At 36.8% G+C, this 17,779-nt stretch carries 18 protein-coding genes; 15 read left to right on the top strand and 3 right to left on the bottom strand.

Annotated elements, in window-relative coordinates:
- Nucleotides 1-28 precede the first annotated feature (28 nt).
- Nucleotides 29-688 (bottom strand): YceI family protein, encoded by a 660-nt coding sequence (locus AC3FI7_RS21065; RefSeq protein ID WP_142724049.1) that lies wholly within the window; start codon nt 686-688, stop codon nt 29-31.
- A gap of 75 nt (nt 689-763) precedes the next feature.
- Here AC3FI7_RS21065 and AC3FI7_RS21060 point away from each other — a divergent pair, with 75 nt between their 5' ends.
- Nucleotides 764-1,699, top strand: a complete 936-nt coding sequence (locus AC3FI7_RS21060; protein ID WP_142724050.1) for a sulfate/molybdate ABC transporter ATP-binding protein — start codon at nt 764-766, stop codon at nt 1,697-1,699.
- Nucleotides 1,700-1,988: 289 nt separating this feature from the next.
- Here AC3FI7_RS21060 and AC3FI7_RS21055 read toward each other — a convergent pair whose 3' ends face one another.
- On the bottom strand, nt 1,989-2,333 hold the full coding sequence (locus AC3FI7_RS21055; RefSeq protein ID WP_142724051.1) for a zinc ribbon domain-containing protein YjdM: 345 nt from the start codon (nt 2,331-2,333) through the stop codon (nt 1,989-1,991).
- Nucleotides 2,334-2,725: 392 nt separating this feature from the next.
- Between AC3FI7_RS21055 and AC3FI7_RS21050 the strand changes: the two genes are divergently transcribed.
- Nucleotides 2,726-3,931, top strand: coding sequence for an RsmB/NOP family class I SAM-dependent RNA methyltransferase (locus tag AC3FI7_RS21050; RefSeq protein WP_142724052.1), 1,206 nt, complete (start codon nt 2,726-2,728; stop codon nt 3,929-3,931).
- A 27-nt stretch (nt 3,932-3,958) separates the two neighbouring features.
- On the opposite strand, the gene AC3FI7_RS21045 is transcribed toward AC3FI7_RS21050, so the two are convergent.
- Nucleotides 3,959-4,909: a hypothetical protein gene (locus AC3FI7_RS21045; protein ID WP_491460831.1), complete on the bottom strand. Its 951-nt coding sequence runs from the start codon at nt 4,907-4,909 to the stop codon at nt 3,959-3,961.
- A 186-nt stretch (nt 4,910-5,095) separates the two neighbouring features.
- Here AC3FI7_RS21045 and AC3FI7_RS21040 point away from each other — a divergent pair, with 186 nt between their 5' ends.
- The 13 genes from AC3FI7_RS21040 to AC3FI7_RS20980 all read left to right on the top strand — a co-directional run bounded on the left by AC3FI7_RS21040 (nt 5,096) and on the right by AC3FI7_RS20980 (nt 17,727).
- The gene (locus AC3FI7_RS21040; RefSeq protein ID WP_491460830.1) at nt 5,096-6,763 is read left to right on the top strand and encodes a GLPGLI family protein; all 1,668 of its coding nucleotides are present in this window, start codon (nt 5,096-5,098) and stop codon (nt 6,761-6,763) included.
- A 322-nt stretch (nt 6,764-7,085) separates the two neighbouring features.
- Nucleotides 7,086-8,753 (top strand): asparagine synthase B, encoded by a 1,668-nt coding sequence (gene asnB, locus AC3FI7_RS21035; protein WP_343661405.1) that lies wholly within the window; start codon nt 7,086-7,088, stop codon nt 8,751-8,753.
- Nucleotides 8,754-9,160: 407 nt separating this feature from the next.
- Nucleotides 9,161-10,003 (top strand): hypothetical protein, encoded by an 843-nt coding sequence (locus AC3FI7_RS21030; RefSeq protein WP_291904992.1) that lies wholly within the window; start codon nt 9,161-9,163, stop codon nt 10,001-10,003.
- Between the two features lie 139 nt (nt 10,004-10,142).
- A complete protein-coding gene (locus AC3FI7_RS21025; protein ID WP_142724058.1) occupies nt 10,143-11,546 on the top strand; it encodes an MFS transporter in 1,404 nt (467 codons plus the stop codon).
- A 121-nt stretch (nt 11,547-11,667) separates the two neighbouring features.
- On the top strand, nt 11,668-12,543 hold the full coding sequence (locus AC3FI7_RS21020; RefSeq protein ID WP_491460829.1) for a pirin family protein: 876 nt from the start codon (nt 11,668-11,670) through the stop codon (nt 12,541-12,543).
- A 153-nt stretch (nt 12,544-12,696) separates the two neighbouring features.
- Nucleotides 12,697-13,008, top strand: coding sequence for a GNAT family N-acetyltransferase (locus AC3FI7_RS21015; RefSeq protein ID WP_491460828.1), 312 nt, complete (start codon nt 12,697-12,699; stop codon nt 13,006-13,008).
- Between the two features lie 54 nt (nt 13,009-13,062).
- Nucleotides 13,063-13,962: a pirin family protein gene (locus tag AC3FI7_RS21010; protein WP_142724061.1), complete on the top strand. Its 900-nt coding sequence runs from the start codon at nt 13,063-13,065 to the stop codon at nt 13,960-13,962.
- A gap of 20 nt (nt 13,963-13,982) precedes the next feature.
- Nucleotides 13,983-14,522: an NADPH-dependent FMN reductase gene (locus tag AC3FI7_RS21005; protein ID WP_142724062.1), complete on the top strand. Its 540-nt coding sequence runs from the start codon at nt 13,983-13,985 to the stop codon at nt 14,520-14,522.
- Nucleotides 14,515-15,093 (top strand): TMEM175 family protein, encoded by a 579-nt coding sequence (locus AC3FI7_RS21000; RefSeq protein WP_491460827.1) that lies wholly within the window; start codon nt 14,515-14,517, stop codon nt 15,091-15,093. Before AC3FI7_RS21005 ends, AC3FI7_RS21000 begins: the two co-directional genes overlap by 8 nt.
- Before the next feature lies 1 nt (nt 15,094).
- Nucleotides 15,095-15,313, top strand: coding sequence for a (4Fe-4S)-binding protein (locus AC3FI7_RS20995; RefSeq protein ID WP_002984416.1), 219 nt, complete (start codon nt 15,095-15,097; stop codon nt 15,311-15,313).
- Nucleotides 15,313-15,708, top strand: coding sequence for an OsmC family protein (locus tag AC3FI7_RS20990; protein WP_002984417.1), 396 nt, complete (start codon nt 15,313-15,315; stop codon nt 15,706-15,708). Before AC3FI7_RS20995 ends, AC3FI7_RS20990 begins: the two co-directional genes overlap by 1 nt.
- Before the next feature lies 1 nt (nt 15,709).
- On the top strand, nt 15,710-15,997 hold the full coding sequence (locus AC3FI7_RS20985; protein ID WP_172617036.1) for a GNAT family N-acetyltransferase: 288 nt from the start codon (nt 15,710-15,712) through the stop codon (nt 15,995-15,997).
- Between the two features lie 170 nt (nt 15,998-16,167).
- Nucleotides 16,168-17,727: a sodium:solute symporter gene (locus AC3FI7_RS20980; RefSeq protein WP_142724064.1), complete on the top strand. Its 1,560-nt coding sequence runs from the start codon at nt 16,168-16,170 to the stop codon at nt 17,725-17,727.
- The last annotated feature ends 52 nt before the right edge of the window (nt 17,728-17,779 follow it).

The following is a 17,779-nucleotide window of genomic DNA, read 5'->3' as shown; positions in this document are numbered from 1 at the left end:
AATCACTTATTTCACTTAAATAAAAAAATTATTTCTTTTCTAAAGCTTTAACGCTGATCTGAAGAGTCACCTCATCTTTAATCACACCGTTTTCAGCAGGAGCCTGGAACTTCACGCCAAACTCTTCTCTTTTGATATCTTTCGGTTCAGTAGCTACACTCACCTCCCCGTTTTTCACGGAAACATTAGCCTTAAACTGAACAGGCTTGGTAATTCCTTTAATCGTCAAATTACCATCCAAAAGAGTATTATAATCACCTTCTGTAGCGGGAGTTACTTTTGTAATTTCGTAAGAAGCTGTCGGAAACTTTTCAACTTCAAAGAAATCACCACTCTTCAGGTGACCGTTTAATTTTCCTAAATCTTCCGGACTGTCTTTCAAATCCACAGAAGTTAAGGAATTCATATCAGCAACGAATTTTCCGCTTTCCAGTTTTCCGTCTTTCACCGTCACATCTCCGCTTTCAAATCTGATGGTTCCAAAATGACTTGTATTTTCAGATTTAAATACTTTATATCCCTTCCATTCAACCTTACTGTTTAGCGTATCCAATGTGAACTGGCTCCCTTCTTTAGTAGTCGTCACTTCATTACTTTCACTGGTAAGCGGTTTGTCTTTTTTACAAGAAACCGTTACAACAGCAACAAATAATGCAGGAATAGCTAATGAAAACAGTTTTTTTCTCATTTTTGATTTATTTTTATTAGTTCCGCTAATATAATAAAAAAAATTATGTTTTCATAAAAACCTTACATTTGTAATATGCTATTAGAAATAAACAATTTATTTTTCTCTCACAACAAAGAAAATCCCCTGTTTCAGAACCTTAACCTGAGGTTTGAAGCTGACAGGATCATTGCTCTTGCAGGAGAAAGCGGATGTGGAAAATCTACCCTTCTCAGTCTGATCTATGGGCTGCTGGACTGGGAAAGCGGAGAGATCATTTTTAACGGAACACGACTGTTAGGTCCGAAAGGAAATCTTGTTCCCGGAGAAGCAGAAATGAAATTTGTAGCTCAGAATTTTGACCTCATGCCTTACGCTACAGTAGCTGAAAATGTGGGAAAATTTATTTCAAATATCAATTTAAAACAAAAAAAAGAAACTGTAACAGAGCTTCTTGAGGTAGTGGGACTTCAGGAATTTGCCAATGTACTTCCCAAATACCTTAGCGGTGGACAACAGCAAAGAGTAGCCATTGCCAGGGCCCTGTCTGTTCTTCCTCAACTTCTGATTCTGGATGAGCCTTTCAGTAATCTGGATTTTCCGAGAAAAATTGAGCTCAGAGAAAGACTTTTCAGATACGTAAAACAGCATGGGGTATCTCTGATTATTTCTACCCATGAACTTCAGGATATTATGCCATGGCTGGATCAGATCGTTATCCTCCAGGATGGAAGACTTATTCAGAATGACAGCCCTGAAGAAACCTACAGACATCCTTATAATTCTTATGTGGCTAAATTATTTGGGGAAGTAAACATTTTCAGCGAAACAGAAGCCGCAGAGTTCCAACTTTCAAAATTTTCTTATTATCCTAAAGAAATAAAAATTACTGAAACAGGTTTCGAAGCAGAAGTTCTGGAAAGCAGATTTGCAGGAAACTACTATTGGAACAAGCTGAGAGTAAAATCAAAAGAACTGGTTGTTTATACTGATGAGAAAATATCGGGAACAATAAATATTTCATTTATTTAAGAGAAAACGCTAAATCGTAAAAGAGCATTTCGCTGTTTTGCCATCCCGTTACCCCACCCTTAACTCATACATTTACTTACACTTATCAATAAAAAAAATACAAACATAAGAAGCTGTTTATAAAACTTTTTCTTACATTTGTATTTCTACAGCATAAGGAAATCTTTGGTTAATTCTCTTTCTGCCTTCCGGACGGACATTAGCAGTTTTGCAATTAAGTCTTATGAAAGATTACACTGTCCAATTTTTTCCTTTTCTTTATTTTTAAGCCATACAAGCAGCCTTGATCTTATGCTTTCTTTACAAATTCAGATTTAAGAGCCATCGCTCCAAAACCATCAATTTTACAGTCGATATTGTGATCGCTTCCCGGTCTTAAACGGATATTTTTCACTTTAGTGCCCGCTTTTACCGGTTTGGGTGCCCCTTTTACAGGAAGATCTTTTACCACAACTACAGAATCTCCATCCTGAAGTTCATTTCCGTTGGAATCCAATATTTTTCCTTCACTGGCAACCTCAGAAGCAGCTTCTTCAGGGTTCCATTCGTAAAAACACTGAGAACATACCATCATATTATCGCTTGGGTAGGTAAACTCAGAGCTGCATTTCGGACAAAGTACCGTATCACTCATATTTTAATTTTTTTGCAAAGGTAGGGCTTTTTAAAGGTTGAAGTCAAGAGGTAAAGCTCAGTATAGTAGACAATAAGCGCATCTTTATTTAACACCGCTTGGTGAATTAATGCGAATTAAATAAACCAGACGCAAAGAAAGTAAAGTATAATAATGAACAGTGTATATTTTGCTGGCAAATATTTTTCATTAAGCAAAAACACAGGTTAATTCTTCATAGAGTGAAGGCAATGGTAAACCAATAAAAATATAAACATATTTGATATAAAAATTTATCCGAAAAACGGATTGACCATTCAGAATTCGCTATCCTTCATCAACTCTCCCACCCCAAATTCTAAACTCTCAATTAAAAGTCGTATTTTTGCAGATTCAAACAGCGAAGCAAACTTATGGAACTTATTCACAGAAACTTGGCGATCGGAATTCACGATGCCTTACAGGAGACATTTTTTGAAAAAAACAAATATGCCGATAAAGTTATTGAAAGACTTTTGAAAGCTAACAAAAAATGGGGAAGCCAGGACAGAGCTGTTGTTTCTGAAATTTTCTACAATATTATCCGTTGGAAAAAACGCCTTGAATATTATATGGGAGAAGGCGTAAAACCCAACAATATCTACAAACTGATTATTGCATATTTACTTTGGAGTAAAACCAATTATAAAAAATTTGAAGAATTTGACGGAATCAAAATTGCTGATATTCTTACCAAACTTAAAAAAAATACGGTTCCTACAAAAGCAATAGAACATTCTATTCCCGACTGGCTGGCTGAAACCCTTGAAAAAGAGCTGGGTGCCAACTGGGAAAAAGAAATGACCGCTTTGAACGAACAGGCTCCTACTGTTTTAAGGGCTAATTCTTTAAGAACAACAACTAAGGAACTTATTTCTGATCTTTCTGATGAGGGTGTTGTCTCTTTTCCTGTTAACGGCTATCCTGATGCTGTACAGCTGGAAGAAAAGAAAAACGTTTTCCTTACTACAGCTTTCAAAGAAGGATTATTTGAAGTTCAGGATGCATCTTCACAGAAGATTGGCTATTTCCTTGATGTAAAAGAAGGACAAAGAGTGGTGGATGCCTGTGCCGGTGCAGGGGGGAAAACACTTCACCTGGCGGCATTAATGAAAAATAAAGGACAGATCGTGGCATTAGATATCTTCGAATGGAAGCTTGCCGAACTGAAACGCCGTGCCAAGAGAGCCGGAGCCCACAATATTGAAACCCGTATGATCTCTGACAACAAAGTGATCAAACGTCTTCATGAAAAAGCAGACAGACTTCTGATTGATGCGCCATGTTCAGGTCTTGGTGTATTGAAAAGAAATCCGGACAGTAAGTGGAAGATTGATCAGGACTTTATTGACAGAATTAAAAAGGAACAGCAGCAGATCCTTCAGGATTATTCCAGGATGCTGAAAAAAGGAGGAAAAATGGTATATGCCACCTGTTCTATCCTTCCTTCCGAAAATAATCTGCAGGTAGAAGAATTCATCAAAAATAATCCTGGATTTAAAATGATTAAAGATGAAAAGGTGATGCCTAGCGAAGGATATGACGGATTTTATATGGCCCTGATTGAGAGAGTTTCTTAATCTAAATTCAATAAACAATACATAAAACTACTCTATTTTCTGGAGTAGTTTTTTTTTGAAATTATAAACATAGAAATAGCTTTTATTATCAAATAAAATTATTTTATCCTGAAAGTTATCCCTTGAAACCTGAAAAGGATACCATGAGCTTTCTTCAACTTCTATCTTATCTGATATGCATTCACTATCACCATCAAAGTAGGTAAATATATTGGGAGTATGAAAAATCAGAAAGAAATCTGAGTAAGCAGAATCCACATAGTATTTGAAATCTTCAATTTCAAAATCATTCATTACAAATTCCGGATAATTACTACCTGTTGGAGAGCTATTATCAATTCCAAACATAAATTTCCCGTTTTTCCATGAAATTTTAGTTCTTAAAAATCCGTTATTCAATAATTCAATATTGTTATTAATAACTTCATCCACTAATTTCGATTGTGCTTTACAGATCTTTCTAATAAAATTCTCAGAATTAACAGATATTGTCAGCTTTGCTTCTCCATAATAGTAATCTGCAGGAATATACTTTTGATTAAGTTTCTTCCGATTCAGAATAGAATACTCAACAAGTTTCAAAACGTCGACCACATTTATATTTCCACTTAAAATCCTCACAGCTAAACCATTATTATTACTTTTCAATATAACACCATCATCTAAAAATGCCAATTTATATTGAGAGTTATTGTTTTCCAAAATAAAAAGCTTTTGATTAACATCATGAGAATAGTAAGTTTTTCTTTCAATCATAATCGTATCAGAACATCCTAATTTTTCAGCGATAAGCTTAGATAACCTTCCAACAACCTGCATTTTTAGCTCTTCTGACTCAATCGTTTTGGGATTAAAATTAAACCCTGATGTAAAATAAGTTTTTATATTTCCGAAGTTTCCTATTCTTACTTTAGGTTTATGTGCTTCTACAAAGTTTGATAATACAAGAAATATAAAAAAGAGAATTAACTTTTTCAATGGTATTGTTTTTTAATTGAACGTAAGGTGGATTAATTTATTTCAAACTCAATATTGTATTAATTTTCTGAAAAAATGTAACAATTTTTGTAACATTTAAAGCATATTGTCTACTAACTGTTTAGATTAAAACCGTATTGATGCTGTTAAAAGTTTAGAATACCTTTGCTGCAAACTCATTTATTTATGAATACAAGAATTGTTTTCAATTTTCTGGCTGTTTTTTTATATTGTCTGTTTTCCGCACAGACCTATGAAATCCAGTACATCAGTTCTTATAACGGAAAAACAATAACGGATCAACCCTCAACAATAGTCTGGGTCAATGAAAAAGAAAATCTCATTCTCAACAGCTCCATCAAAGAACAAAAAAGCAGCTACCCTTATGAAATCACTAAGGTAGAAAAGCCATCCAACACTATTTTTTCTTATGCTTTTTTAAAACCTGGATCAGTCATTTCTACATCAGATGCTGAATCAGTAGGAAAACAGGATTTTGAACCTACTCATGAAACGAAAAAGATCTTAGGATATAACTGTAAAAAAGCAGTTACAAAGGTCAATTCAAATACCATTGAAATCTGGTACACGAATGATCTGAAGCTAAAAGGAGGACCTTCTGTTTTAGGACAGAATTTAGGACTGGTTCTGGAAGTGGAAAGAAACAAAAATTCTTTAATGACAGCAGGATCTGTCAAAAAAATCAAAAATACTGGGATTGAAAATATTCTGAAAGGAAGTATACAGGCTACAGATCAGTTAGGATATAAAGACCTGCTTTGGAAAAGCAGATTTACTACCCTGAATGTTTTCGACAACGAAACCATCAATTTTTCTGATGCCTCCAGATCAGATGACCAGATAAAAAGATACGCCAACGGAACGGTTATTCTGAAAAAAATAAAATTCCCTGTTATCACTGAGGGAGAAAACATTTTTGTAGAACTGAAGCAACAATCCAACGGAGATGCTTATGACAGAACCGGAACTGTATTCATCATTCCACAGGACAAAGAAAAATCTTTTTTTGATGGATTGGAAAATGGAGTAAAAACACTCCCTACTTATGAAAATGGAAACGGTAAACAATATTACGGGGTAAACGCTACAGACCACTACATCCCCGCTCTGGAAATGATGAGATTCTTTACAGCGTTTGGAATTCAGAAGTTCAATCATATTCAGCTTAAAGGAAAAACCTGGCAGACCATCAATCCTTACCGGCAGGATATTACAGATCTGAAACCGGCCTTATCAGGAAAAGAACTTTGGGTAGGAACATTTATCGGCAACTATGATAAAGGAGGACATAAAGTAAGCCTTGACATTACGATCCATAAAAGCGATCAGACTGTTAATAAAAACAATGTGGCCATACCGTTATTCAACACTTTAAACATTATGGAAATGGCCGGACAGGACTATTCTACTATGTTCAGTCAGGATAAAGGTCTTCTCGTCAATTTCACTTTAGATAAAGACCTGAAAAACGTACAGCTAAGATATACCACTACGGGACACGGAGGTTGGGAAAACGGAGACGAGTTTGTCCCTAAGGTCAATTCTGTCTTTGTGGATGGAAATCCGGTATTCTCATTTGTTCCCTGGAGAACAGACTGCGGCTCTTACCGTTTATACAATCCGGCTTCAGGAAATTTTCAGGACGGGCTTTCATCATCAGATCTAAGCAGATCAAACTGGTGCCCGGGAACAGTCACCAACCCTAACTTCATTCCCCTGGGAGACTTAAAAGCAGGAAAACATATTATTCAGATAAAAATCCCACAGGGACCTACTGAAGGAACAAGCTTCAGTTCATGGAATGTTTCGGGTACGTTACTTGGAGTCCAATAAAAACAAAACCTTCTTGCATGAGAATTGCAAGAAGGTAAAAACACAAATGATGAAAAAAAATTATTTCGAGCCACAAAGTAAGGGGTAAAATTCATATAATAAATTACCATATATTAATAAATATGTCATTTTTATTTCGTATAGAGATTACCTCAATCCTACTCAAGTGAAAAAAATTAATCAAAAGCATGTCAATTTCAATAAATAGTTAAAATTTTTAACTATTTAAAACAATCTAGTTAAAAATTTTCGTTTTTAAATATTTTTTATTGTTATTTATAAACATCACCTTTACTTTTGTTTCATAAATAATAATAAAATTATGTGTGGAATTGTATGTTTATTTGACGCCAAGCAGAAAACTGATATATTAAGACCTCAGGTATTGGAAATGTCAAAGAAAATCCGTCACAGAGGACCGGATTGGAGTGGAGTTTTTCAGGACGAAAAAGTAGTTTTCTCTCATGAAAGACTTGCCATCGTAGATCCTACCTCCGGAAAACAACCTTTATTTACGAAAGACGGAAAAGTAGTATTAGCCGTAAATGGTGAAATCTACAACCATAGAGCATTAAAAGAAGAGTTTCCTGATTATGAATTTCAGACTCAGTCTGACTGTGAGGTAATCCTGGCTCTTTACAAAAAATACGGAAAAAATTTCGTTGAAAAACTGAACGGGATTTTTGCATTTGCATTATATGACACTGAAAATGACGTTTATCTGATTGCCCGTGACCATATGGGAATCTGTCCGCTGTATCAGGGTTGGGACAAAAACGGAAACTACTATGTAGCTTCTGAATTGAAAGCTCTTGAAGGAATCTGTAAAAAGATTGAAACATTTTTACCGGGACATTTCGTATACAGCAAAGACGGCGCCGAACTTCAGCAATGGTACAAAAGAGACTGGGAAAGTTTTGACCATGTAAAGGACAATGAAACTGATATTGAAAAACTGAGAAAGGGTCTTGAAGATGCTGTTCACAGACAACTGATGAGTGATGTTCCTTACGGGGTTCTTCTTTCCGGAGGTTTAGACTCCTCTGTTATTTCAGCCATCACAGCAAAATTTGCACGCCAGAGAATTGAAAGTGGTGACACACAGGAAGCCTGGTATCCGAGACTTCACAGTTTTGCAGTAGGCCTTGTAGGTTCTCCTGATCTGGCAGCTGCCCAAAAAGCTGCAGAACATATAGGATCTGTTCACCATGAGGTTAACTTTACGGTGCAGGAAGGGTTAGATGCTGTACGTGATGTGATTTATCACCTGGAAACCTACGATGTGACAACCATCAGAGCATCCACTCCGATGTATCTTCTGGCAAGGGTGATCAAATCTATGGGAATTAAAATGGTTCTTTCAGGAGAAGGTTCTGATGAATTATTCGGTGGTTATTTATATTTCCACAAAGCGCCCAACGCAAGGGAATTTCATGATGAAACAGTGAGAAAACTGAACAAACTTCACCTTTACGACTGTTTAAGAGCCAATAAAGCGCTCATGAGCTGGGGAATTGAAGGCAGGGTACCTTTCCTTGATAAGGAATTCATGGATGTTGCCATGACTCTTAACCCAAAAGATAAAATGATCAATGCAGCCGAAGGGAAAATTGAAAAATGGGTATTGAGAAAAGCTTTTGAAGACATCCTTCCTGATTCTATTGTCTGGAGACAGAAAGAGCAGTTCTCTGACGGTGTCGGATATTCATGGATCGATACTTTAAAAGAAGTCGCTGAAAAAGAAGTAACAGATGAAATGATGGCCAATGCAAGATTCAGATTCCCGCTGAACACCCCACAAAACAAAGAAGAGTACAGATACAGAACTATTTTTGAAGAACATTTCCCAAGTGAGACAGCTGCGGCTACAGTACCATCTGTTCCATCAGTAGCCTGTTCCACTCCTATTGCACTGGAATGGGATGAAGCTTTCAAAAAAATGAATGATCCTAGTGGAAGAGCGGTGAAAGTGCATGAAACTTCGTATTAAAGTGGTATATTGATGAATATTCACTAGTCAATCCACTGCACTTGCCAATTTATTGCGGGTTTCGGGATATTTTAACGCAGAGTACGCTAAGCTATTGTCTAATATCCAAGAACGATCGCCAGGGCGTTTCACTCAGCAATAGATCAACTGATATCCTGGCTGAACAAAGTGCCCTTGCGAACGAAATATACAAAATGAAATATAAACCTTGCGACTATAGCGCTTATTTCAACTGTTCAATAGTATTAGTTAGCTATTGAAATGTATATTTTTTTATTCAAACCTATAACTCCCTCAGTTATAATTTATCAATCCTGTAGCAATACAGGATTTTTTCTTGAATTAACCATAATAATATAGCATAATTTAACTCACAATCCAAAATAATATCTAATAAATAATTATATTTGGAAAACGAAAATATCAATTATAAAAAAATGAGAAGAAACCTTACTGTTTTGTTTGCTTTATTAGCCATAACTTTTGCTTTTGGACAGGGAAAATATGGCAAATATCTGAATTCAAAGAAGCTTGCTTTAGCTTACAAGAGTGTGAAAGACGCAGATAAAGATGACTACTACCAACAATATTATTGGCTTGTAAAGGCAGAGCAACTGAAAACTTACCCTCACCTTAAAGACATAAAACCTGTTGTTTTATACGAGTTTGTAAAATATGTAAACCCTCAGAACCCAACAAAAAAACTGGATGCCAGAGGTAAAGAATTGAGAGCCACAGCAGAATTATCATTGAATCAATATTTTAAAAACAAGAATTTTGAAAACAATTCTGTTTTAATGTACAACCTTGAAACCTATGTAGATCCTTCAAAAGGCCAGTATTATACTAAGGTTGACCCGGAAAAAATCAAGGAACTTGTACCGAAAGAGTTATTTGCATTCAACTCATTCAACAGAAATATAGGAGAAGAAAAAACGTATTATCTTTGGATTGACAAGAAAAAAGATGATCTGAACATTGTCGATATCATTCCTAGCGAAAAAGAAGATAAAGCTTTCTACACCAGATTAAAACAATACCTTCCCAGTTACAAATTTTCAAAATATGTTCCTTCTGTAAAAAAAGGAAACAAGTCTGACAAAACGGATATCGAATACTATTATATCATGCCGTTTGAGCAGAATACGGATAATATCGAATACAAAACAAAGGATTTCAAAACTTTCACTTTAAGCCAGTACAGAAAAGCCGGTGATGAATGGAAAGGAGTAGAAAAACCCAGAAAATAAATCAAAAAGTCCTGTGAAATTTCACAGGACTTTTTTAATTTTATATGGATTTCTTTATCTAAAGATTTAACTGCTTAAAGCAGGCAGTTTCTTCAACAAAAAAAGTCTGGAAGTTTTTGAACTATCCAGCCTGTAAAAAATGACACAAACAAATACACAACAGACATCCGTAAAGAAAATACTACCCTTAATTCTGGCCACTGCCATTTTTATGCAAATGCTGGATTCTACAATCCTTAATACTTCCCTGCCCGCTATTGCAAAAGATCTGAATGAGTCTCCGCTCAATATGCAGAATGCTATCATCAGCTACGTTCTGACTCTGGCAGTTTTTATGCCTGCCAGCGGATTTCTTGCAGACAGGTTTGGAACAAAAAAAGTGTTTATATTTTCTTTAATATTATTCAGTCTGGGTTCTTTGTTCTGTTCCATGTCTCAGAATCTTACGCATTTAGTAATTTCAAGGGTTATTCAGGGAGTCGGAGGAAGTCTGATGACCCCGGTCGGAAAGCTGGCGCTTATTAAAACCTTTGATAAAAATGAGCTTCTCAAAGCCATGAACTTTGCGATCATTCCTGCCCTTATCGGGCCCGTACTTGGTCCTTTGGTTGGAGGTTATATGGTAGATTACCTTTCATGGCACTGGATATTTCTTATTAATATCCCGATTGGTATTCTGGGAATTCTTCTAGGATTGAAATTCATGCCTGACTATAAATCTGATGATGTTGATTTTGATTTAAAAGGCTTCCTAATCTTCGCAGCAGCCTCACTCCTGCTTTCTGTATCACTGGAACTTTTTGGAGATATCCAGAATATTACCCCTGTCTTGCTTGTATTTATTATGGGATTCCTGTTCCTGTATTATTATTACAAACATGCAAAAAAAGGAGGAAATCCTATTTTCCCTTTAAACCTTTTTCAGGTAAGAACTTTCCGGGTAGGTATTGTGGGAAACCTTGCCACCAGATTAGGGATCAGCTCTGTTCCTCTATTACTCCCGTTGATGATTCAGATTGCCTATAAACAGTCTGCTGTAACTTCAGGCTGGATCATTGCCCCTATGGCTTTAACTGCTATCTTCGGGAAATCATATGTCATTAAAATTCTGGATAAGTATGGCTACCGTCAGACTTTAATGGTGAATACGTTCATCATCGGAACCCTGATATGTCTTCTTGCCATTCCTGATATCCACACCTCTCTGTACTGGTTTGTTCCTATCATAGCGATATTAGGTTTTTTCAACTCTATCCAGTTCACTTCCATGAATACTATTTCTATTGCTGACCTTCGGAACTTCCAGACCAGCAGCGGAAACTCTTTACTCTCCGTCAATCAGCAATTAGCGATTGGTTTCGGAATTGCCTTCGGACTGATTGTTTTAAAACTTTTTGAGAATACAGATCTTGTCAAAGGAGAAATCCATAATGCATTCCGTCTCACGTTTCTCACTGTAGGTATATTAACGATTTTATCAGGGCTGGTATTCAGAAGACTGCATATTTCAGATGGGAAGAATATGAAATCGAAGGAGGATTAAATAGAGAAGATTCTAATTCCGACCACTTACCTTTCACTCTTTAGCTCTCTACGAACTTAACACAGGTCAATGCCTCTCACTTATAACTATGGTAATTTTGTTTACACAAATCAACAATGTGATGGCAACTAAAAAAATAGAAATCGTAGTATCTCCAAAACCTGCACACTTTGTAGGTGATGGATTCAGGGTTCATAACTTCATTCCGGGCGTACCTGGATTGGATATGAAAAGAATGGACCCATTTATCATGCTGGATTACAATTCAAAATTTCATTTCAACGGATCAGACAGACCAAGAGGAGTTGGAGTTCATCCGCACAGAGGTTTTGAAACCGTAACGATAGCATATAGCGGAAAAGTAGAACACCATGACAGTGCCGGCGGTGGCGGTGTTATCGGAGAAGGTGATGTTCAGTGGATGACTGCCGCCAAAGGGGTTTTACATAAAGAATATCATGAAACGGAATGGGCAAAAGAAGGAGGAATCTTTCAGATGGTTCAGCTTTGGGTGAATCTTCCGGCGAAAGACAAAATGAGCTGTCCAAAATATCAGGCCATTGAAAACTCTAAAATGGAAAGGGTTGATCTTGGTGAAAATGGTTTTGTAGAGATCATTGCCGGAGAATATGCCGGTCATAAAGGACCTGCCAGTACCTTTACACCAGTTCACATGATGAATGCCAAACTTAAAGCGGGAGGAAAAGCTGATTTTAGCTTCCCTGCCCATTTCAATACTGCAGCTTTGGTGATTGAGGGGAGCGTTATTATGAATGGTGAGGAAACAGTGAAACAAGATCATTTTGTCCTGTTTAAAAATGAAGGTGAAACATTCAGCATTAAAGCAAAAGAAGACACTGTTGTTCTGATCATCAGTGGTGAGCCTATCAACGAACCGATTTATCCCCACGGCCCTTTTGTCATGAATTCCAGAGAGGAAATCATGCAGGCTTTTGAAGATTTTAATACCGGCAAATTCGGATACCTGGAAGATTAAAAGAATTAAATTTTTCGTAATCTTTAATTATTCCTTTTTTATTAACTTTATATGATGGCAAACCTTACAGGTTTTGGAAACCTGTAAGGTTTAATTGTTATAATAAACCATTTCCTGTTTTACAGGAAACGTGACACCTCTAGCATAAATATTATGAAACCTGAATTTGAAAATATACCTCTTGTAAAAGCAGAAAAAAGATTTGAAATAGAAGTAAGCGGACACTATGCATTCATTGATTATCGGGAAACAATGCACCAGATCTCTTTAATACATACTGAAGCAGATCCTGAACTGGCAGGAACAGGTGCAGCCGCAGCAGTAGTGGAAAAAACACTTCATTATATTGAAGAAAGCGGGAAAAAGCTTCTTCCGTTCTGCCCTTATGTTTTTGCCTTTATCAGAAAACATCCTGAATGGAAGCGTATCGTAGATGAGAGATTTGAAGGATTTAACAAACTTTAGTCTCCATAAACACTCAATTTATTAAAAACAACATTTAAAAAGTATCACATTATTATGTCAAATATTGGACTTATCATTGAAGAAAAAGCAGCTGATATCGGAAATTTCCTAGTAGGAAGGCTTCTTCCTTTCCGTGAAAAAAGAGCGGTCGGACCTTTTGTTTTTATTGATCATATGGGACCTTCAGAATTAAAAGATTACCAGAATCTTGATGTTCCTCCACATCCACATATCGGTTTATCTACGTTAACTTATCTGCTGGAAGGTTCTATTTTCCACAGAGACAGCATCGGAAGTGCTATTGAAATAAAACCGGGTGCCGTAAACTGGATGACTGCCGGAAAAGGAGTTGTCCACTCCGAAAGAACGCCTGAATATTTAAGACACAGTGATAAAAGACTTCACGGTTTTCAGATCTGGGTAGGGCTTCCCAAGCATCTCGAGCAGTCTGAACCTACCTTTCATCATATTGAAGCAGATGATATCCCGGTTTGGGAGGAAGACGGCATTCAATATAAATTAATTGCCGGTGAAGCATTCGGAAGAACATCTCCCGTTCCGGTACACAGCAAATTATTTTTCCTTGAAATCAAAACAAAAGAAGCAAAGAAAATCAGCATCGGAAAAGATCTTTACGGAGAAGCTGCCATGTATGTTCTGGACGGAACAGTGACTACAGACGGAAACTCTTATGGTTCAAAACAGCTGATGATCGCTAAAGACACCAAACTTTGCGAGTTTGATATGAGCGAAAACGGAACAGTTTATCTTTTTGGTGGCGAACCCTTCGATGAAGAGCGCTTTATATTCTGGAATTTTGTTAACTCTGATAAGGAATTGATCGATCAGGCAAAAGTAAACTGGAATGACCAGAATCACGAGGCATTTCCTCTAGTTCCAGGCGACGAAAATGAGTATGTTCCGCTTCCTAAGGCTATTCTAAACAGAAAATAACTTCAGTTCGATTTACGACCATGAAAATATTAGCATTTGCAGGAAGTACATCTTCCACATCTATCAACAGGGAGCTGGTAAAATTTGTTCTGAAAGATTTTCAGGATGAAGAGATCAATCTGATTGACCTCAACGATTTCACCATGCCCGTTTTTTCTGTAGATCTTGAAAAGAAAGGTTTTCCTGATCAGGCACATCAGTTTTTAAAAGCTATTGAGGAATGCGATGTGATTATCTGTTCTCTTGCGGAGCATAACCGCTCTTACAGCGCAGCTTTTAAAAATGTTTTTGACTGGGCTTCAAGGATTAACGTAAAAGTATTCCAGAACAAACCAATGCTTCTGATGAGTACCTCCCCCGGAGGGTATGGCGGCGGAAATGTAATGAATACTGCGAAAACCTTTTTTCCTCAGTTTGCGGCAGATATTAAAGACACTTTTTCATTACCAAAATTCTATGAAAACTTTGATCTTGAAAGCGGAGTCATCAATCCGGAAATGCTGAATGATCTGAAAGGTAAAATACAGAATTTTAAAAATCAGATAAAAACGAATGACTAAGGGAAGACTGGAGGCTTTCAGTGACGGTGTCCTTGCTATTATCATCACCATTATGGTACTTGAACTGAAAGTACCGGAAGGAAATAACTGGGCCAGTCTCAAACCTCTCCTTCCTAAGTTTCTGGCTTATATCTTCAGTTTTATTTATGTAGGGATCTACTGGAACAACCATCATCATTTGTTCCAGACCGTAAAAAAAGTAAATGGCAGCATCCTTTGGGCCAATCTTTATCTGTTGTTCTGGCTCTCCCTGATGCCTGTTGCTACAGAATGGATCGGAACTACAGGTTTTGCAAAAAATCCTGTTGCGGTCTATGGTATCGGGCTCATTATGTCAGCAATTGCTTATACGATTCTGGAAAATGTGATCATCCGCTGTGAAGGGGAAGATTCAAAGCTGAAAGAGGCCATTCATTCAAAATATAAAGAATATATCTCCATTGTATTTTATGTCCTGGGAATCGCCACTTCATTTTTTTATCCTTATATTGCCATAGGTTTTTATTATATCGTGGCTCTCATATGGCTGATTCCGGACAGAAGAATCGAAAAATCATTAAAAGAAAATTAATATGGAAACACACGAATATCCCAACGGCGACATCACTGTCATCTGGCAGCCCCAAAAGTGTATCCACTCGGCTGTATGTGTAAAATTACTTCCGAAAGTCTACAATCCCAAAGAAAGACCCTGGATAAAAGCGGAAAATGCAAGCCCGGAAGAACTTAGAAAGCAGATAGACCAATGCCCTTCCGGTGCATTAAGTTATAAATTCAACACAGAAAAATAATGGCAGTAACAGTAAAAGCAAGTTTAGGAAAAACAAAATATTATACAGAAGTAACAGCCGGCGAAAATCAGATTATTACTGATGAGCCGATTGATAAAGGCGGGCAGAATAAAGGCTTCAATCCTCTGGAAATTTTGGCAACGTCACTGGCAAGCTGTACAGCAGCTACATTGAGAATGTATATCGAAAGAAAGGAATGGGATGTGGAAAATATCAATGTAGAAGTAGAGCTTGAAAATTTCCCTTTAACAAAAAGAGCCGTCTTCAAAAGAGACATCAGCTTTGAAGGTATTCTGGATGATGAACAGAGAAAAAGGCTGCACACCATTGCAGACGCATGCCCTGTTCATAAAATCTTAACCAACGACATAGAAATATTAACCAAATTCTCATAGTATGATCGATGTAAAACAAAACAACGACGAAAAACACGGAAGTTTTGAAGCTTTCATAGACGGAAGACGTGCAGGAATGATGACGTATACCTGGGCGGGAGAAGAAAGATTTATTATAGACCACACTGAGGTGGAAGAAGCCTACAACGGAAAAGGTGTAGGCAAGGAAATGCTTCTGGCAGCAGTAGATTTTGCCAGAAAGAACGGGAAAAAGATTATTCCTCTTTGCCCTTTCGCAAAGGCAAGTTTCCAGAAAAGTGAGGAACTTCAGGATGTTTTAGTGAATTAACCACTGTTTCCACCCTTACAATACAAACCTTCCAGAATAGATCTGGAAGGTTTTTTATGCCGTTATTTTTATTTTTAATACGAGTTTCTCCCGTAAAAATTGTGTCTGAACTAAATTCACGATTCACGACTGATCTTTTTTATATATTTGCTAAAATTTAAAAATCAGGCATGAATCCAGGAACTATCCTTTTGCTATTTGTTTTCGTCTATTTTATTGGTCTTTTGGTGATTTCTTATTTCACCAGCCGCAACTCTGATAACCAGTCATTTTTTATCGGTAACAAAAAGAGTAAATGGTGGCTCGTAGCATTCGGAATGATCGGAACCAGCTTAAGTGGCGTTACTTTTATTTCAGTTCCGGGAACTGTCGGAAAAATGACCGGCTCCGAATATATCTACGGAGGTTTTGAATACTACATGATGGTCATCGGATTTTTCATAGGATATTTTATCGTTGCAGCCATACTCCTGCCGCTTTATTATAAAATGAATCTGACTTCAATTTACACCTACCTTGGAAAAAGATTCAACGTGGAAGCTCATAAAATAGGCTCGATCTTTTTTATTATTTCAAGAGCAATTGGTGCTACAGCAAGATTATATCTCGTGGTAAACGTTCTACAGATATTTTTACTTGAAGGATTGGGAGTTCCGTTCTGGGTAACTTCACTTGTTCTTTTGCTGATGGTACTTCTGTATACTTTTGAAGGTGGGGTAAAAACGATTGTGATTACGGATACGCTGCAGACCTCTTTTATGATCATCAGTCTTGTGGCATGTATCACTTATATTTTATCAAACCTTAATTTATCTTTTGGTGAAGCATACACGATTCTGGAGCAGAAAAACTATACTCATTTCATCAATTTTGATCCTAATTCCAAAACCTTTTTCCTGAAAACAATTCTGGGAGGAATTTTTATTACGATTGCCATGACCGGACTGGATCAGGAGATGATGCAGAAAAATATTTCTGTGGATAATCTTAAGAACTCCAAGAAAAACATGCTTACGTTTGCAGGAACACTTCTTTTGGTCAACCTTGCCTTCTTATTCCTTGGAGGATTACTGTATCTTTTCGCTATCCAGCATGGTGCTGAATATGGAACCCTGAAATCTGAAACGGTGACGAATATTTTCGGATTTAAAGATGCAACAGGAAATATTAAAAATATAATGGGGGATGATCTTTTTCCAGCTCTATCTCTTCAGGGATACTTCCCGATGGCTATTTCCGTCATTTTCATTATCGGATTAATCTCAGCATTATTCCCTTCTGCTGACGGAGCTTTAACAGCTGTAACAAGCTCATACTGCGTAGATCTATTAAACCTTAACGAGGATAAAACCAAAACTGAAAAAGAGAAGAAACGCCTTCGTATGAAAGTGCATTTAACGTTCACTGTTGTTTTCTTTATTCTGATTATGGTTTTCAAAGCAATGAATGACAAGTCTATTGTTTATCTGATTATGGAAATTGCAGGGTATACTTATGGACCGCTTTTAGGACTTTTTGCCTTTGGAATTTTCACCAAATTTAAGATTTCAAGGAAATATTCTATTCTTACCGTAACGATCTTAGCTCCTGTACTGACGTATTTGATCAATCTGGCTGTAACAACTTACACAGATTACAGAATTGGGGTGGAGCTGATTGTTCTCAATGGATTATTAACCTTTATTGGGTTGTGGCTGGTAAAAGACAGACAACATTTAAGAGTCGTTTAATTCAATCGTAAAAAACATAAAAAGGCTGTTTTCAATTGCGAAAACAGCCTTT

The organism is Chryseobacterium sp. TQ-BC-N36 (assembly GCF_058382295.1).
Note: the sequence above shows the minus strand (reverse complement) of the source record. Positions and strands in the feature narration are given on the sequence as shown.